Raw genomic sequence first — 16,025 nt, 5'->3', positions numbered from 1 at the left:
GTGTACCGGCTGGCCGGCCAGCCGCCCTCAGTGCCCTCGACGTGCTCGGAGCGTCACCCTAGCAGGGGGGTATGACAAGAACGAGAGGAGCTCGCGCCCGGGGCCCGCACCGGCCACCCACGCGGGGGGGCCGCGCTCAGTCGAACGACAGCGCCGAGGGCGTGACCTCCTCCAGGAACGCCTGGAGCAGGTCCATGGTCGCCGCGATGTCGCCGACGTCGGCCATCTCCGACGACGTGTGCGGATACCGGCACGGGATGGAGAGCCCGATGGCCGGCGAGCCGTCGCCGGAGAGCTCCATGGCCCCCGCGTCCGTCCCGCCGGGGAGGCCCACCTCCAGCTGATGCCGGATCCCGCGCTTCGCCGCCAGGCTTCGAACGAACGAGAGCAGCCTGCCGTGCGTGATCTGCATCCGGTCCATCACCTTGATGGAGACGCCGTCGCCCAGCCGGTTCACCGCCTTGCTCGGTGGGACGCCGGGGACGTCCTTGGCCAGCGTCGTGTCGACCGCAACGGCCACGTCCCGGGGGGTCCGGTGGGCCGCCACGGTCGAGCCCCGCGTGCCGATCTCCTCCTGCACGCTTCCCACCACGACCACCTCGACGGGCCCGCGGGGCAGACGGCGAAGGGTCTCGATGATGACGAACAGCCCCACCCGGTCGTCGATGGCCTTGGCAACCACCCGGTCGCCGGTCCGTTCCAGCTCGCGGTCCCACGTCACCGGGTCGCCCTTGGTCACCCGGGCGGAGGCCTCGTCCCGCGACAGCCCCACGTCGACGAAGAACTCCTCGACCTTGGAGACCTTGGCCTCCTCGCCGGGCATCCCGAACTCGGCCTCGGTCAGCACCCCGAGGAGGGGCCCGTCGGCCGTGTTCACCCGGACTCGCTGCCCCGGACAGGTCTTCGGGAAGATCCCGCCCACGGGGTGCACCCGCAGGAACCCGTCCTCCTCCACGTGCTTGACCAGGAACCCGACCTCGTCCATGTGCGCGGCAACCATCACCCGTGGGCCGCTGCCATCGCCCGTCGAGTGCCGGACGGCCACCAGGTTGCCCATGGCGTCCACCGACACCTCGTCCACCAGGTCGGCCACCGCCTTGCGCACGATCTCGCGCACCGCATCCTCCCGTGCAGACACGCCTGGGGCGCCACACAGGTCGGCCAGGAGCGAGAGGTCGAGGTCGCTCATCGGAGCAGTGTAGCGAGCGCGGCCGGTCGGCCACGCCACTGACGCGTCACCCTCGATACGCGGGGTACACTTCCACCTGCCAGAGCCGTGCACTCACGAGAGGAGGCGCGAGCCATGCACACCACCGCCCAGGACCTCCGTTCCTGGAAGCAGGAAGGCAGGCGATTCGCCATGCTGACCTGCTACGACTTCCCCACCGCCCAGATCCTCGACGAGGCCGGGATCCCGGTCCTGCTGGTCGGAGACTCCGTCGCGAACACCATGCTCGGCTACGACACCACGCTGCCGGTGACGATGGAGGAGATGCTCCATCACACCCGCGCCGTCGTCCGCGGGGCGCGCAACGCCCTCATCGTCGGCGACATGCCGTTCATGTCGTACCAGGTCTCCGTCGAGGACGGGATCCAGAACGCCGGCCGGTTCCTGAAGGAAGGCGCCCACGCGGTGAAGATCGAGGGCTGGTTCCCCGAGCTGACCGAAGCCCTCGTCTCGCGCGGCATCCCGGTGATGGGGCACCTCGGGCTGACTCCCCAGTTCGTCAACACCATGGGCGGGTACCGGGTCCAGGGCAGGAGCGACGAGGCCGCCCACCGGCTCCTCGACCAGGCCGTCGGGCTGGAGAAGGCGGGCGCGTTCTCGCTGGTCCTGGAGGGCATCCCGGTGGAGCTGGGCCGCGAGATCACACGGTCCCTGTCCATGCCGACCATCGGCATTGGCGCCGGGCCGCACTGCGACGGACAGGTCCTGGTGATCACGGACCTGCTCGGGATGGGCGGTGGCAAGTACCCCAAGTTCGCCAAGGCCTACGCGAACCTCCGCGCGGAGATCACCACCGCGGTCCAGGCGTACGCCCGGGACGTGGCGGACGGGTCCTTCCCGGACGAGGAGCACTCCTACCGCTGACCCCCGAGCCGCCGTCGGGCGGCCCCCAGACGGGTGCGATGACCGCCGGTCAACTGGCCTATTCTTGACGACGCCAGCCCACCTGGCCCACCTGGGAGGAACCATGCGCGAGTTCAAGCTCTTCATCGGCGGAGAGTTCGTCGACTCCGCGTCCGGCCAGACCTTCGAGACACACAGCCCGTCCACCGGCGAGCCCATCGCCACGGTGGCCCTGGGCGAGGCGCGGGACGTGGACACGGCCATCGCGGCCGCCCGCAAGGCCTTCGACGAGGGCCCGTGGCCGAACATGGCACCCGCCGAGCGCACCGCCGCGATGATGCGTGTCCTGGACGGCATCCTGGCCCGCCAGGACGAGCTGGTGGAATGGGAGACCGCCGACTCCGGGCACACCATGCGGATGTCGTCCCTGTTCACCATCCCCTACGGCAACGAGTACTGGCGCCACCTGGCCGCCCTGGGCGGCCGCTACCCGTACCGGCAGCCCGTGGAGTCCTTCGGGTTCCCCGCGGAGGGGTGGGACTTCGTGGAGCGCGAGCCGTACGGAGTGTGCGCCGGCATCATCCCCTGGAACTTCCCCTACATCATGGCCATCTGGAAGCTCGCGCCCGCCCTGGCCACGGGGAACACCGCCGTCCTCAAGCCGGCCCTGGAGACGCCGGTCACCGCGCTGATCCTGGCAGAGATCATCGCCGAGGCAGGCCTGCCGCCGGGCGTCGTCAACGTCCTGCCGGGACACGGGCCGAGTGCCGGCGAGGCCCTGGTGTCCGACCCCCGCGTGGACAAGGTCGCGTTCACCGGCTCGACGGAGGTGGGCCGCCGGATCATGCAGCTGGCCTCGGGAACGGTGAAGAAGGTGACCCTGGAGCTGGGCGGCAAGAGCCCGAACATCATGCTCGACGACGCGGACCTCGACGTCGCGGTCCCCGGAGCCCTGTGGGCGGTGTACCTGCACACCGGCCAGATGTGCGAGGCGGGCACGCGGCTGTTCGTGCCGTCGTCGCTGTACGACGAGGTCACCGCACGCCTCGTGGAGCTGGCCGAGGGGATGACCGTGGGCCCGGCCACGGACTTCGCCTCGGACCTCGGGCCGGTGCTGAACAGGCGCCAGCTCGAGACCGTCGAGCGCTACGTCCAGATCGGCCAGGACGAGGGGGCGAAGCTCCTGACCGGCGGCGAGCGGGCCGCGCCGGCCGGCGGCGAGGGCGGCTTCTACTTTCAGCCCACGATCTTCGGCGACGTGGACAACTCGATGAAGATCGCCCAGGAGGAGATCTTCGGGCCGGTCCTGTCGGTCATCCGGTACGACTCCGTGGAGGACGCGCTGCGGCAGGCCAACGACACCATCTACGGCCTCGCCGCGGGGGTGTGGTCCCGAGACATCCCGCGGGCCCTGGCCCTGGCCAAGCGGATCAAGGCCGGAACGGTGTGGATCAACGACTGGCACATGCTGTCGCCGGCCGCCCCCTTCGGCGGGTACAAGCAGTCGGGCATCGGCCGGGAGTTCGGGAACTGGGGCCTGGACGAGTACCTCCAGGTGAAGTACATCCGGGTGGACCAGACGCCGACCAAGGAGCAGAAGTTCTGGTACCAGGTCGTCGGGCTGTAGCCGCGTCGGACCGGGCAGGACGGGGTATCTGATGGCCATGGAGCTTCGGGCCACGGAAGCGGCGGAGGCGGTGGTCCGCAAGGTCGCGGCATCCGACCGCCAGGACCTGGTGATGGTGCTGGGAACGGGGTGCTGCGACTCCACCGCGCCCTACCTGTACGACCGGTACTACGCCGGCCCCGACACCATGCGGGTCGGCGAGGTCGCCGGGGTCCCGGTGCATGCCCCTCGCTTCCTGGCCGATCTGTACGGCGAGGGCGACGGCCTGATCCTCGACGTGGACCAGGGCGTGACCAACGACTCCTTCTCGCTCGAGTCCGAGTACGACTGCCGGTTCACCCTCCGGTTGCCGGAGCGCCCCGACCGCCGCTAGCTGCCCGCACGGATTGGCTTCCTGGGGGCTACCGGCTAGGATCGCGTCCCTCGCTGGCTTCGGGGGAGAGGTGTGACGGGAACGGAAGAGCCGGAGGCGGAGCGCCCCGCGCGGCTCGTGATCTGTGACGACCATCGGGTGCTGGGGGAGGCGCTGGCACAGATCGTCCAGGGCGACCCCACGCTTGAGCTCATCTCACCCCCCCTCACCGATCCCCAGGAAGCCGTGGCCCTGTGCCTGCGGGAACGGCCCGACGTCGTCCTGATGGATGTCGAGTTCGGCGGGACCATGACGGGCATCGACGCGACCCGCCTCATCAAGCGAGGCTCCCCGGAGACGAACGTCGTGGTCATCACCGGCCATCAGGGCGGGGAGTACGTGGTCGACGCGGTGGAGGCGGGAGCCTCCGGGTTCCTCACCAAGATGCAGGCCATGGAGGACCTGATCGGCGCGGTGAAGGCTGCCGCCCGAGGCGAGTCCGTGATCGACCCCGCCCTGCTCACCCGGGTCCTCCGCGATGTCGCCAAGGACCGCGAGATCCGGCGGGACGCCGAGGTGCTCCTGGGCCAGCTCACCGAGCGCGAGAGCGAGATCCTGAAGCTCCTGGCGGAAGGCCTGCGCAACGACGATATCGCGGAGCGGCTGGTGATCAGCCCCCAGACCGTGCAGACCCACGTCCGCAACATCCTGTCGAAGCTGCGGGTGCACTCCCGGCTGGAAGCCGTCGCCTTCGCCGTGCGCCACGGCTGGCTGACCGTCTAGCCGAACGTCCTACCTTTCTCCGGGTACCCAAAGATACCTGCACACCGGCTCAACTGGGGATTCAGCCCTGCTCCGGCGCCTCCGAGACCCATGGAGAACGGCTAATTCGAAGGACTCGGAAAGGAGCCCCCCAAGTGAGAAACAGGACCCGTAAGCTGCTGCTCACGGTTCTCGTGGTCGGCGTCGTGGGCACGGTGGCCGGCGTCGGGACCTTCTCGGCGTTCTCCAGCACCACGTCGAACGACGGCAACCTGTTCGCCGCCGGGTCGGTCACGCTCTCCGACAACGACTCCGGGACGGCGATGTACAGCGTGACGAACGCGAAGCCGGGTGACTCCGCACAGTCGTGCATCACGGCGACCTACACGGGGTCCCTGGGGGCCAACGTGCGCCTGTACACGGGCAGCACGATCGCATCGCTCGGATCGCACCTGACGCTGACCATCACACCGGGGACCGGATCCGTTTCCTTCGGCTCCTCGTGCACGAACTTCGTGGCGGACTCGGGTGGCGCGATCTACACCGGGACGCTGTCCAACTTCGCCAGCACGCACTCGAACTTCTCGACCGGCCTGGCGCTCAAGAACACCGGCCAGGCGTCGCTCACGTGGAGCCAGAACGACGCGGTGGTCTACAAGTTCCAGGTCTCCCTTTCCTCTTCCGATACCACGGGTGGAGGCCTCACCACCGGGACACACACGTTCACCTGGGAAGCGCAGAACACCTAGGCACGAGGATCGAACCAGCCGGGTGCCGGGAGGCCGTTCCCTCGGGGGCGGCCTCCCGCATGTGGAGGTAGCAGGCAGATGAACTCGACGACCTGGGCGAAACGGAATGCAGCCGCGTTTGCGGTCGGCATCCTGGTTGTCGTGGGGCTGTTCGCCTGGGCGGTGAACGCCTGGGCCATCCCCCGAGGAGACGGGAAGGTCGGAGCGGACGTCACCTTCATCACCGGGCCCATCGGAGAGCTTGCGGTCCCCGGTGGGGCGTTCCTCCGGGGCACGGACCTCCGACCGGGCGGCCCGTCCGCCGCGGGGAGCATCCCGGTGAGGAACCAGACCGGGGGCCCACTCGACGTGACCGTGCAGGCGCTGCCATCGATCCGAGACCTCGACACGCTGCTGAGCGTGGAGGTCTCCGCCGGAAGCCGGGCCGTGTACCGGGGCCCGCTGTCAGGCCTCGAGGTGGGGTCGAACCCGCTCCGGCTGGCCGCCGGACACACCCAGATCCTCGACGTGCGGGTGTGGCTCCCTGCCTCCGTCCGGGATGGCTACCAGAACCGGATCGACGACGTGACGCTGGCCTTCGACGTCCGGCCGGCGAGGGCCTGACATGGCCTCCAGCCGCCGCCCGGCGAGCGCCGTCAATCTGCTCGAGCGCCTGGTCGAGGTGCCGGCGGGGGACACGGTTCGGTTCGTCCCGATTCCGGCTCCCCCTCCCCCCGTGCCAGTGGCCCCGCCCCCCGGGGCCGGGCCCGCCCTCGCGGATCCCGCGGGCGTGGCGTGGCGGGAGGCCCAGCCGGTGGCGTCGGGACCGTCGCGCCGTCGACGTCAGCGACCGGAGCGACCCGACCGGGAACCGCGGCACCGGGCCGCCTCGCAACGAGTGCGTGGCCCCAGGCGCCTGTGGCGGGTCCGGGGGGTGCTGTTCTGGTTCGTCCGCGGCGTCCTGATGACCATCGCGGGCGCCATCGCCGTGCCCGGCATGCTCGGGTACCACGCGCTCACCGTGTTGTCCGGCAGCATGGAGCCAGCCATCCACACCGGCGACGTCGTCGTGGAGCGGGCGATCTCGCCCCTGGAGGCACGGGTCGGGGACATCGTTATCTTTCGCGATCCGGGCGACCAGAACATCATGATCACGCACCGGGCTCGGGCCATCCGGGTCGCGGACGGCATCGTGCACTTCACCACCAAGGGCGACGCGAACAACACCGTCGAGCGGTGGACCGTCCCGGTCGACGGCTCCGTGGGGCTCGTGCGGTTCCGCGTCAAGCGACTCGGCTTCGCTCTGGTGTGGGGCTCGAGCCGGTCGGGCCGGCTGGCGCTCGTGGTCCTGCCCGCCCTGTTCCTGGGGGGCTACGAGCTGGTGAAGATCTGGCGACCGAAGAGGAAGCCGTCCGGTGCTTCTGCAACGTAGCGGCCCGGCTCGGCCCTCTGCCCTCGTCCGGGCCCTGATCCGAAGGCCCGTGGTGGTCGTGGGGGCCATGATCCTGGTGGGAGCGGCATCGGGCGCGACGGCCTACGCCACCTACTCGGCGACCACCTCCAACCCGGGCGACTCGTTCTCGAGTGGGTCCGTCACGATCAGCGACAACGACGCCGGCGCGGCCATGTTCGCCAACATCACGGGCCTGAAGCCGGGGACCTCCCAGTACGGGTGTATCGGGGTGACGTACACCGGAAGCCTGAGCGCCAACGTGCGCCTGTACGCCACCGTGGGTGGCACCGGGCTCGGCCCCTATCTCAATCTCACCCTCTCCCGGGGTCAGAACACGGCCGGCTTCAACAGCTGCGTCGTCCCCACCCTCACATTCACGGCCGACACGACCGTGTACGTCACGGGCCAGCCCGCGGGCGTCATCTACAACGGAACGCTGTCCAACTATCCGCCCTCCTCCGCTGCCGGGATCCTGGATCCCACCTCCTCCTCGCCGGAGCTCTGGACGACGAACGAGGTTCACTGGTACCTGTTCGTCCTCTCCCTCCAGAACAACAGCGCTGCGCAGGGCCTGAACGCCACGATCGCGTTCACCTGGGAGGCCCAGAACACATGAGCCTGCGCACACGTCACCGGATCGGGCTGATGACGGCCATGCTTGTCCTGGCCACGGTGGTCGGCACGACCGCGGGAGTGACCGTGGCGGGGTTCATCGGCACCACCTCGAACGGCAGCAACAGCATCACCGCCGCCACGGACTTCGTGGCGCCAAACGTCACGGCGAGCGTGGTCGAGAGGACGGCCGGTGGCGGCGCCGGCTACCTCACGAAGGGAAGCACCTACTACGTGTATGCGAACGTCACCGACACCGGAAACCCGGCGAGCGGCGTGTCCTCCGTGACCGCGCACGTGAAGAACATCGAGAACGGAGCAAACAACGTGGCCCTGACCTCGGGTTCTTACACAGCCGGAGGCGTCACCTACAGCTACCGGAGCGCCTCCCGCACCGCGGACTCGAATCTCTCCGACGGCGTCCAGAGCTACACGGTCGGTGCCACAGACAACGCCAACAACAGTGGCACGGCGTCCAGCTTCTCGGTCACCATCGACAGCACGGCGCCTTCCGTCTCCGCGAGCGTCATCGCCCGCTCAGGGATCTGCTCGCCCGGAACCGCCGGGTTCATCAGGGCGAACGGAGCCTACTTCCTGTACGCGAACGTGAGCGACGGTTCGGGGAGCGGCGTCCAGACGGTGACCGCTAACGTCAGCAACGTCACCACGGGACAGACGGCCGTGTCGCTTACCTCCAGCGGCGGGCCCTTCTCGGTTGGCGGCGTCAGCTACACCTACCGAAGCAGCTCGCTGACCGCAAACAGCTCTCTCTCCACTGGCAGCCAGACGTACACCATCACGGCGACGGACAACCTGGGCACCAGCAGCGGAGCCCAGAGCGGGAGCGTCACCGTGGACAACCAGGCGCCATCCGCTTCCGACATCCAGACCACGAACGTCTCCGGCGGGACGGCCGGCCATGCAGAAGCAGGTGACAAGATCATCTTCACCTTCTCCGAGAACATGGAGCCGTGCAGCATCTCGTCCAGCTGGGACGGCACGGGGTCCGTCACGGTGACCGTGCGCATGAACAAGGGCACAGGGTCGAGCGACGATACCGTCCAGGTCTACGACTCGGGGAACTCATCCCAGTTGCCCTTCGGGACCGTGGACCTCGGTGTCCAGCAGGGCTACGCGACGGCGAACCGGACCTTCCCTTCGTCGACGATGACCATGAGTGGGGCGGTCATCACGATCACTCTGGGAACGGCGAGCGGCTCGACCGGCACCATCTCGAGCGGCACGACGACGATGACCTGGAATCCATCGTCCTCCGCCATCGACCGGGCTGGCGGCACGATGTCGACCACGGCGAGGGCGGAGACGGGTACAGGCGACCTCGACTTCTGACACAACTGCGGCGCCCGCCCCCAGGGCCGGCATTCCCCTCGGGGCTCCAGGGCCGGGGGATAATCGGCCGATGCAGACGCGAACGGGCCGGGTCGGCCTCGGCGTGGTGCTGATCGCGCTCTCGGCGACCCTGCTGCTCGGCCTGCTGCTGAAGACCCAGCCGGTCATCCGGGACGGCCATCTCCGGTCTCCCTGCGCGGAGGGCGACTGGCAGGACAACAAGCAGTACCGGCACCTGTGCTACTCGGACATCGTGCCCCTCTACTACACGGAGCAGCTCCAGGGCGGGCGGATCCCGTTCGTGGACGCCTGCAAGCCGAGCCCCTTCGAATGCGACGAGTACCCGGTGGGGACCATGTTCGCCATGTACCTCACGGCGCAGCCCGTCTCCACGGCCGCCACGTTCTTCTACTCGAATGTCTTCCTGCTCTCGATCGCGGCCGTGGTGGTCGCCGTGGGCCTGTACATGGTCGTGGGGACGCGGGCGCTGTGGTTCGCGCTGGCGCCCACGCTGCTGATCTACGGGTTCATGAACTGGGACCTCCTGGCGGTGGCCCTGGCCACGGCCGCCACGGTCGCCTTCCTGCGCCGGCGGAACGTGGCGGCGGGGATCCTGATCGGGCTGGGCACCGCCGCCAAGCTGTACCCGGTGCTGCTGATCATCCCGTTCGCGGCCGAACGGTTCCGGGAGCGCAAGCCGGACGACGGCATCCACCTCACGTGGGCCGCCGCGGGCTCGTGGCTCGCCGTCAACGTCCCGTTCGCCCTCCTGGGACCGCATGACTGGAGCGAGTTCTTCCGCTTCAACTCCAAGCGGGTGGCGGACTGGGACAGCCTGTGGTTCATCGGCTGCCAGCGGCTGACCCACAACACGTCCTGCCTGTCGCCGTCGCTGGTCAACCTTCTCTCGCTGGTGGCGTTCGCGGGGTTCGCGGTGCTGGTGTGGCGGCTCCGGCGGCGCCGCGATCCCGATTTCCCCCGGTGGACCTTCGGGTTGCCGCTGCTGATCCTGTTCCTGCTCACCAACAAGGTGTACTCGCCGCAGTACGGGCTGTGGCTGCTCCCCTGGTTCGCGCTGGCGCTGCCGGGGCTGGGGCGGTTGCCGGGGCTTGGACGGCTGCCGGGTCTGGGGCGGCTATCGGGGCTCGGGCTCTTCGCGCTGTTCGAGGCGGCCGACGTCGCGGTGTTCGTAACCCGCTTCTCCTGGTTCGGCCGCTACGCTGAGGAGCAGGCCAATGTGGCTCCGGCGCGATTGGGAGGCGTGCCGCTGGGGGCATTCGAGCTGGCCGTGCTGATCCGGGCGGCCATCCTGGTGGCGTGCCTGGTGGCATGGGTCCGCCAGCGCGCACCGAGCCTGGACGACGAGCTCGGCGCGGTGCCACAGGAGGTTGCGGCGTGAAGGCCGAGGTGACGCCGGGAACGGCGCCGGCCCAGGCCACCGGCGCCTCGACGGGACCGGAGGACCGGGAACGCGAGCGGGCCCGCATCCGCGAGGGCGTCTGGTACTGCCTGAAGGTGTTCCTGGCCCTTCGCCTCGGGCTGTTCCTGCTGGCGCTGATCGGCGTGGCCATCCTGCCGCACGCCATCCTGCCGGTGTCGGTCCCCGGGTGGAAGGCGCCCGGTTTCACACCCGGCCCGCACAACCTGTTCACGGCGTGGGAGCGGCAGGACGCGCTGTGGTTCCTGCGCATCGCCACGCAGGGCTACCGCCTGAACGACGGGAGCGCGGCGTTCTTCCCGCTGTACCCGCTGGCCATCCGGGCCGTGTCGTTCGTGCTGTTCGATCACCCGCTGGCCGCCTCCATCGTGGTGTCGAACGCGGCATTCCTGGGGGGGCTCGTGGTCCTGTACTTCCTGACCTCCTCCGAGCTGTCCGAGCCCGCCGCGCGGAAGGCCGTGCTGTACCTGGCGGTGTTCCCCACGTCGTTCTTCTTCCTGGCCCCCTACAGCGAGTCGCTGTTCCTACTGCTGTCGGTGACGTCGTTCTGGGCGGCGCGGAGGGGAAAATGGCCGCTCGCCGGCGTGACCGGAGCGCTGGCCGCGCTGACCAGGAACCTCGGGCTGCTCCTCCTGCCGGCGCTGGCGCTGGAGGCATGGAACCAGTGGCGGGACCGGAAGGGCGCGAGCGGCCGGGACCGGGGCCGCGCGCTGGCCTGGAGCCTGCTGTGGTCCGGGTTCGTGGGGATCGGAACGGCCGCCTACCTGGCCTACTGGCAGTGGTTCGCGGGGGATTGGCTTCGGCCCATCACCAACCAGGGGCTGTGGCAGCGCGTGGCCTCGCTTCCGTGGAACACGCTCGGCCAGGCCACCCGGGACGCCTACCAGTACATCGGGGCATACCCGGGCGGCTACCACGAGCTGGACTGGGTCATCGTGGTGCCGGCGCTGGCGGTGGCCGTGTACGCCGGGGCCAGGCTCCGGCCCACGTACGGCTTCTACGCGTGGGCCAGCATCCTGGTCCCGCTGTGCTTCTCGTTCCTGGGCCGGCCCCTGATGTCGGTGCCCCGGTTCCTGCTGGTCCTGTTCCCGATCTTCTGGGGCCTGGCCCTGCTGGCGGAACGAAAGCGAATCCCCCACCACCTGATCGTCGCGGCGTCCGCGGCGGGGCTCGGCCTGCTCACCGTGCTCTTCGTGAACTGGTACTACATCTTCTGAGCTCGGCGGCGGGGCGCCCTGGAGCTACTCCTTCTTGGCGGGCTCGCCCTGCTGGTCGTCCTGGCCATCGGCCTTCAGGAACGAGAAGGTCCCGCCGGGCTCCAGGATGGCCAGCTTGACCTGGGCCAGGGTCTCGATGCCCTGGGCTCGCGCGGCGTCCTTCACCTCGTCCAGGCTGATCCGCTCGTACTGCATGGCCCGCTGCACCGGCTTGCCGTCGCGGACCAGGATCACCGGGATCCCCTCGATGGCCGAACGCGTCCTCGGTGTCTTGTAGGCCACGAACGAGAAGAGCACCACCAGCATGCCGATCGTGCCGACCGCGAGCATGGCTCCGGTCAGGGACTGGTCCTCCTGGGTGACCCCCTGCTGGATGAGGTCGCCCATGGTGACCGCCAGGATCATCTCGAACACCGACAGCTGGGCCATCTCCTTCTTACCCATGGCCCGGGTCAGGAACCACACGAAGAAGTACATGACCGCCGCGCGGACCACGATCTGCATCAGGGCATCACCCTCGTCGTGTAGCGGACCGTGACCAGGGCGCGGTCGTCGTTGCCCAGGATGGAGGTGCTGGTACTCATGCCGGCGCGCAGGCCGGGCTGGGTCCGGGCGTCCAGGAGGACCTCCAGCGTGTCACCGGCCGGCGCCGGGAACACCATGATCACCAGCCCACCCTCGTTCAGCGTGTCGCTGGGCAGCGGGTAGGTGTTGTTGAAGTCGAAGAGGTTGAAATAGTCGATCGGGATCCCGACGCGAACGGGCCCGGAGAACCCCCCGGGATGGGTCAGGGTGAGCTCCCATTTCACCGGCAGGCTTGGCCTGCTGGCCTGCGGATAGACGACCCGCAGCGAGTACCCGTTGGCCTGCGCGGACACCGAGCCGGTCCTCGAGCCGAAGACGTTCAGGAGTCCGAGCACGAGGAAGGCGCCCAGGAGGCCGAGGTAGATGCGGCGGATCAGCCGGGCCCGGTTCTGCCGGCCGTAGGTGACGGCGGCGGGGGTGGTCGATGAGCCGGCGGTTGGCACCTGCTCCTCTCCTCGGTCGGCGGGAGAATGCCAGTGGTGTAATTTACCCTGGCATGAGCCCCTCATCGCGGCAGCTACGCCGTTCGTCCGACACCGTCTCACCCCTCGGCGGCCCGAATGGCGCCAGGGGCATCGGGAGCCCCGGGCGAAAAAAGTCCGCCATTCCGAGATTTCGGCTTCACTTTGGGGTGCCGAATGCCGAGTCTTAGGATGGAATGTCGAATGGGATGTCTGCGACGGCGGCCGAGCCGCGGAGCCGGGCCATGACCATCAAGGTCGCGATCGCCGACGACCACTCCCTGGTCCGCCAGGGCCTGCGTCGCTACCTGGACACCGCGGAGGACATCGAGGTCGTGGGCGAGGCGGCGAACGGCGAGGAGGCAATCACCCTCATCGACCGGGCCTCCCCGGACATCGTCCTGCTGGACATCCGGATGCCCGAGATGGACGGCCTGGAGGCCGCCCGCAAGATCCGGGAGCGCTTCCCCAAGGTCGGCGTGATCATGCTGACCGCGTACGACGACCGCCAGTTCGTGGTGGAGGCCGTGCGCGCCGGTGCCCGAGGCTATGTCCTGAAGGCCCGAGACGCCGAGCACCTCATCCAGACGGTGCGCCTGGTGGCCGGCGGCAACATGGTCATCGACCCGCAGCTGGTGGTGGCCCTGGCCGAGGAGCTGTCCACGGTCAAGGAACGCGACCGCAAGGCCGAGACGCTCACCGCCCGGGAGATCGAGGTCCTCCAGCTGCTGGCCTTCGGGCACACCAACCGGGACATCGCGGAGAAGCTGTTCATCTCGCCGGACACCGTGAAGACGCATCTCGAGCACATCTTCGAGAAGCTCGGGGCCTCGGACCGCACCGCGGCCGTGGCCGAAGCGCTCCGCCGCCGCCTCATCGAGTGACGCTGCCTCCGGGCACGTCCGGACCCCTGGTCCCCGACCGGCCCGATGGCGCCAAGCCACCCCGGAACCCAGCTCTCTTCGCGTCGATCGGCCCTCGTGGCCCCGGCCCCACTGTGGCCCTTTCGGGGGATGGACCCGTAGTCCGTTCCGCCTAGCGGAATATCCCCCGAAGCTCGCGCCAACCGACGGATGCAGCTGACCGCCGGGGATGGCGATATTCAATGGGACGAATGGATCGCGCGCTTCCTCCTCACCGCAGCCGCTCCACGCTGGCCGTCCTGGGCGGCTGCGCCGCGGCATTGATCCTGGCCTACGCACTGGTCCCCAGGGGCATCCTGCCGCGCGCGATGCTGTCCCACGGGGCCGTCGGCGGGGTGGCCCTGCTGTCCGGCGTGGTGGTCATCCACGCGGCCCGCCGCCCCGGAGGATGGAGGGCGGGGCTGGGCCTGGGAGCGGCCCTGGCGCTGATCGGGGCGTTCGAGGCACTGTTCCTGGTCCGCGACCTGCTGCGTGCGCCCACCGGCCCCGCAGGCGGCACGCTCCTCCCCGCGATCGTCGTCGGCGCGGTGGCCATCCTGCTGGTGGCGCTGTTCTGGTTCGAGCTGAGGGTCCATTTCGACTCACAGGGCCGCCGGGAGGTCATGGCCGACGTGGGGCTGACCGCCGTGGCCGCGGCGTCGGTCCTGTACCCCCTGCTTCGCCCGTCCGGTCAGCCGAGCGGCGAGGCCGTGGCGTCCAGCGCCCTGTTCGCCTGCTCGGCCATGCTGGTGCTGGTGGCGTGGGCGGCGCTGGCCCTTCGGAGGCCGTCCCCCATGCACCTCGGCCTGTTCCTGGTGGTGGGATCCTTCGCCGGCTCGACGCTCGGGTTCGGCTTCGAGTGGATCCGCCACCACTATCTGGCCGGCCAGGCCGCCGTCGACCTGTCCCTGGGGCTCGGCGCCCTGGCCGCGGCCGCCCTGCTGGTGGTGGAGCCCACCCTGGCGTCGCCGCGGCCCCGGGACGGGCGGGGCTGGAGCCGAACCGCGCTCTCGGCGATGTCGGTCATCGGGACGTGCGTCAGCCTGGTGGCCATCTCGCAGCTGGAGCTCCGAGGAGGGGGGCGGCCCGTCGAGGCCGGGCTGCTGGTGGGGCTCCCCACGCTCGCCCTGGCGGGGAGGATCGTGATCACGCTGTCACGGGTCAGCCGGACCAGCGAGGCCACCGCCAGGGTCCTGGAGCAGAAAGACCGCGCGCTGTCGGACGCCGGGGCTGGACTGGCCCGGCTCACCGAGCTGCACCTTTCCCTGGCGGAATCCGAGGAACGGTTGCGGATGCTGGTGGACGCGGCGGCGGACGGGATCGTCGAGCTCGACGCCGCCGGGGTGATCCGGCGGGCCAACGACGCGTTCTGTCTCATGGTGGGCCTGTCCCAGAGCCGCGTGCTGGTCCGGACGTGGGAGAGCCTGGCGGAGGAGGTCGAGGGGCCTGCCGGCTCGCTGGCGGAGCTTCCGGAGACCGGGCAGGCGGTCCTCCAGCGGAGCGGACAGGCCCTCTACCTGGAAGCCCGCTCATCCGAGCTTCCCGGCCGTCACCCGGGGCGGATCCTGGTGGTGCGGGACGTCACCGCCGCCCGGGTCGCCGACCAGACCATCCGCTCGCTGCTCCAGTTCCTCCAGGACCGGGACGAGGACCGGACCCGCCTGCTGAAGCGGACCAACACCGCGATCGAGGCGGAACGAAACCGCATCGCCCGGGACCTCCACGACGGGCCGGTGCAGGGCGTCTCGGCGGCTTCCCTTTCGCTCGAGGCGGTCCTGATGCTGCTGCGCTCGGGATCCGTGGACAAGGCCGTGGCCATGCTCACCAAGATCCGGGGGGAGATCTCCGAGGAGACCGAGAACCTTCGCCGGCTGATGTCGGACCTCCGCCCGCCGGTGCTGGACGAGCGGGGCCTGGTGCCGGCGCTGCGCGATGTCCTGGCCCGGTTCGGACGCGATGCCGGCGTGCGCACGCGGTTCGCCGGGAGGGCCATGGTGGAGGTCCCCCCGGACGTGGAGACGCTGGCCTACCGCATCGTGCAGGAAGCGCTCACCAACGCCGGCAAGCACGCCGGTGCCACCGAGGTGGGGGTGTCGGTGGAGGCCGTCGCGGGCCGGCTGAGCGTGGAGATCGTGGACGACGGCGGGGGCTTCGACCCCGGATCCGCGCGGGACTTCCTCCGGGCGGGCCGGGTGGGCCTGGCGTCGATGCGCGAGCGGACCGAGCTCGGAGGAGGCACGCTGCTGGTGCATTCCACGCCGGGAGGGGGGACCACGATCGTGGCCACGCTGCCCCTGGACCCGACCGCCGTCCCGGCGGAGTCGGCGTTCGCGTGACTGCGCGCCGTTAGGTGCGCTGCGGCCTCCACGCCGCAGTGGCGCCGCCCGGCCCGGCTCGGGCGGCACGGGCATGGGCTTCGGCCGACCCCGACGGCGTCGGTACCGGGATGGTCGGGGTGGGCGGGAGG

At 69.9% G+C, this 16,025-nt stretch carries 15 protein-coding genes and 1 pseudogene; 13 read left to right on the top strand and 3 right to left on the bottom strand.

Annotated elements, in window-relative coordinates; genetic code table 11:
* Nucleotides 1-136: 136 nt before the first annotated feature.
* On the bottom strand, nt 137-1,189 hold the full coding sequence (locus tag M3Q23_17715; GenBank protein MDP9343887.1) for a M20/M25/M40 family metallo-hydrolase: 1,053 nt from the start codon (nt 1,187-1,189) through the stop codon (nt 137-139).
* 114 nt (nt 1,190-1,303) lie between these two features.
* Between M3Q23_17715 and panB the strand changes: the two genes are divergently transcribed.
* From panB to M3Q23_17660, 11 genes and pseudogenes are all read left to right on the top strand, one after another.
* Nucleotides 1,304-2,092, top strand: a complete 789-nt coding sequence (gene panB, locus M3Q23_17710; GenBank protein MDP9343886.1) for a 3-methyl-2-oxobutanoate hydroxymethyltransferase — start codon at nt 1,304-1,306, stop codon at nt 2,090-2,092.
* A gap of 64 nt (nt 2,093-2,156) precedes the next feature.
* Nucleotides 2,157-3,698: an aldehyde dehydrogenase family protein gene (locus M3Q23_17705; GenBank protein MDP9343885.1), complete on the top strand. Its 1,542-nt coding sequence runs from the start codon at nt 2,157-2,159 to the stop codon at nt 3,696-3,698.
* Nucleotides 3,699-3,735: 37 nt separating this feature from the next.
* Entirely contained in the window at nt 3,736-4,071 is a 336-nt protein-coding gene (locus tag M3Q23_17700; protein ID MDP9343884.1) for a DUF779 domain-containing protein, read from the top strand.
* Nucleotides 4,072-4,188: 117 nt separating this feature from the next.
* Nucleotides 4,189-4,833, top strand: a complete 645-nt coding sequence (locus M3Q23_17695) for a response regulator transcription factor (protein ID MDP9343883.1) — start codon at nt 4,189-4,191, stop codon at nt 4,831-4,833.
* A 134-nt stretch (nt 4,834-4,967) separates the two neighbouring features.
* Nucleotides 4,968-5,561, top strand: a complete 594-nt coding sequence (locus M3Q23_17690) for a hypothetical protein (GenBank protein MDP9343882.1) — start codon at nt 4,968-4,970, stop codon at nt 5,559-5,561.
* Between the two features lie 78 nt (nt 5,562-5,639).
* Nucleotides 5,640-6,164 carry a hypothetical protein gene (locus M3Q23_17685; protein MDP9343881.1) on the top strand — a complete coding sequence of 175 codons (525 nt, stop codon included), beginning with the start codon at nt 5,640-5,642 and terminating at the stop codon, nt 6,162-6,164.
* Between the two features lie 274 nt (nt 6,165-6,438).
* A complete protein-coding gene (locus tag M3Q23_17680) occupies nt 6,439-6,972 on the top strand; it encodes a signal peptidase I (GenBank protein ID MDP9343880.1) in 534 nt (177 codons plus the stop codon).
* On the top strand, nt 6,956-7,609 hold the full coding sequence (locus tag M3Q23_17675) for a hypothetical protein (GenBank protein MDP9343879.1): 654 nt from the start codon (nt 6,956-6,958) through the stop codon (nt 7,607-7,609). The genes M3Q23_17680 and M3Q23_17675 overlap by 17 nt, the downstream gene beginning before the upstream one ends.
* Complete coding sequence (locus M3Q23_17670; GenBank protein MDP9343878.1) at nt 7,606-8,955, top strand: hypothetical protein; 1,350 nt, start codon at nt 7,606-7,608, stop codon at nt 8,953-8,955. Before M3Q23_17675 ends, M3Q23_17670 begins: the two co-directional genes overlap by 4 nt.
* Nucleotides 8,956-9,319: 364 nt before the next feature.
* Nucleotides 9,320-9,877 (top strand): annotated as a pseudogene (locus M3Q23_17665) (glycosyltransferase 87 family protein).
* Nucleotides 9,878-10,350: 473 nt separating this feature from the next.
* Nucleotides 10,351-11,610: a hypothetical protein gene (locus M3Q23_17660; GenBank protein MDP9343877.1), complete on the top strand. Its 1,260-nt coding sequence runs from the start codon at nt 10,351-10,353 to the stop codon at nt 11,608-11,610.
* A 24-nt stretch (nt 11,611-11,634) separates the two neighbouring features.
* Here the strand turns inward: M3Q23_17660 and M3Q23_17655 are convergent, their stop codons facing one another.
* Together M3Q23_17655 and M3Q23_17650 are read right to left on the bottom strand one after the other, a co-directional pair.
* Nucleotides 11,635-12,114 (bottom strand): DUF421 domain-containing protein, encoded by a 480-nt coding sequence (locus M3Q23_17655; protein ID MDP9343876.1) that lies wholly within the window; start codon nt 12,112-12,114, stop codon nt 11,635-11,637.
* Nucleotides 12,114-12,638, bottom strand: a complete 525-nt coding sequence (locus M3Q23_17650) for a hypothetical protein (GenBank protein ID MDP9343875.1) — start codon at nt 12,636-12,638, stop codon at nt 12,114-12,116. Before M3Q23_17650 ends, M3Q23_17655 begins: the two co-directional genes overlap by 1 nt.
* A gap of 227 nt (nt 12,639-12,865) precedes the next feature.
* Between M3Q23_17650 and M3Q23_17645 the strand changes: the two genes are divergently transcribed.
* Both M3Q23_17645 and M3Q23_17640 read left to right on the top strand, forming a co-directional pair.
* Nucleotides 12,866-13,540 carry a response regulator transcription factor gene (locus tag M3Q23_17645; protein MDP9343874.1) on the top strand — a complete coding sequence of 225 codons (675 nt, stop codon included), beginning with the start codon at nt 12,866-12,868 and terminating at the stop codon, nt 13,538-13,540.
* A 230-nt stretch (nt 13,541-13,770) separates the two neighbouring features.
* Nucleotides 13,771-15,894: a PAS domain-containing sensor histidine kinase gene (locus M3Q23_17640; GenBank protein MDP9343873.1), complete on the top strand. Its 2,124-nt coding sequence runs from the start codon at nt 13,771-13,773 to the stop codon at nt 15,892-15,894.
* The last annotated feature ends 131 nt before the right edge of the window (nt 15,895-16,025 follow it).

Source organism: Actinomycetota bacterium (assembly GCA_030774015.1).
GTDB lineage: Bacteria > Actinomycetota > UBA4738 > UBA4738 > JACQTL01 > JALYLZ01.
Note: the sequence above shows the minus strand (reverse complement) of the source record. Positions and strands in the feature narration are given on the sequence as shown.

Coding starts and splice junctions, on each gene's coding strand:
- M3Q23_17715 (MDP9343887.1), bottom strand. CDS start 1,189: ATGAGCGACCTCGACCTCTCGCTCCTGGCCGACCTGTGTGGCGCCCCA.
- panB (MDP9343886.1), top strand. CDS start 1,304: ATGCACACCACCGCCCAGGACCTCCGTTCCTGGAAGCAGGAAGGCAGG.
- M3Q23_17700 (MDP9343884.1), top strand. CDS start 3,736: ATGGAGCTTCGGGCCACGGAAGCGGCGGAGGCGGTGGTCCGCAAGGTC.
- M3Q23_17685 (MDP9343881.1), top strand. CDS start 5,640: ATGAACTCGACGACCTGGGCGAAACGGAATGCAGCCGCGTTTGCGGTC.
- M3Q23_17670 (MDP9343878.1), top strand. CDS start 7,606: ATGAGCCTGCGCACACGTCACCGGATCGGGCTGATGACGGCCATGCTT.
- M3Q23_17655 (MDP9343876.1), bottom strand. CDS start 12,114: ATGCAGATCGTGGTCCGCGCGGCGGTCATGTACTTCTTCGTGTGGTTC.
- M3Q23_17645 (MDP9343874.1), top strand. CDS start 12,866: ATGTCTGCGACGGCGGCCGAGCCGCGGAGCCGGGCCATGACCATCAAG.
- M3Q23_17640 (MDP9343873.1), top strand. CDS start 13,771: ATGGATCGCGCGCTTCCTCCTCACCGCAGCCGCTCCACGCTGGCCGTC.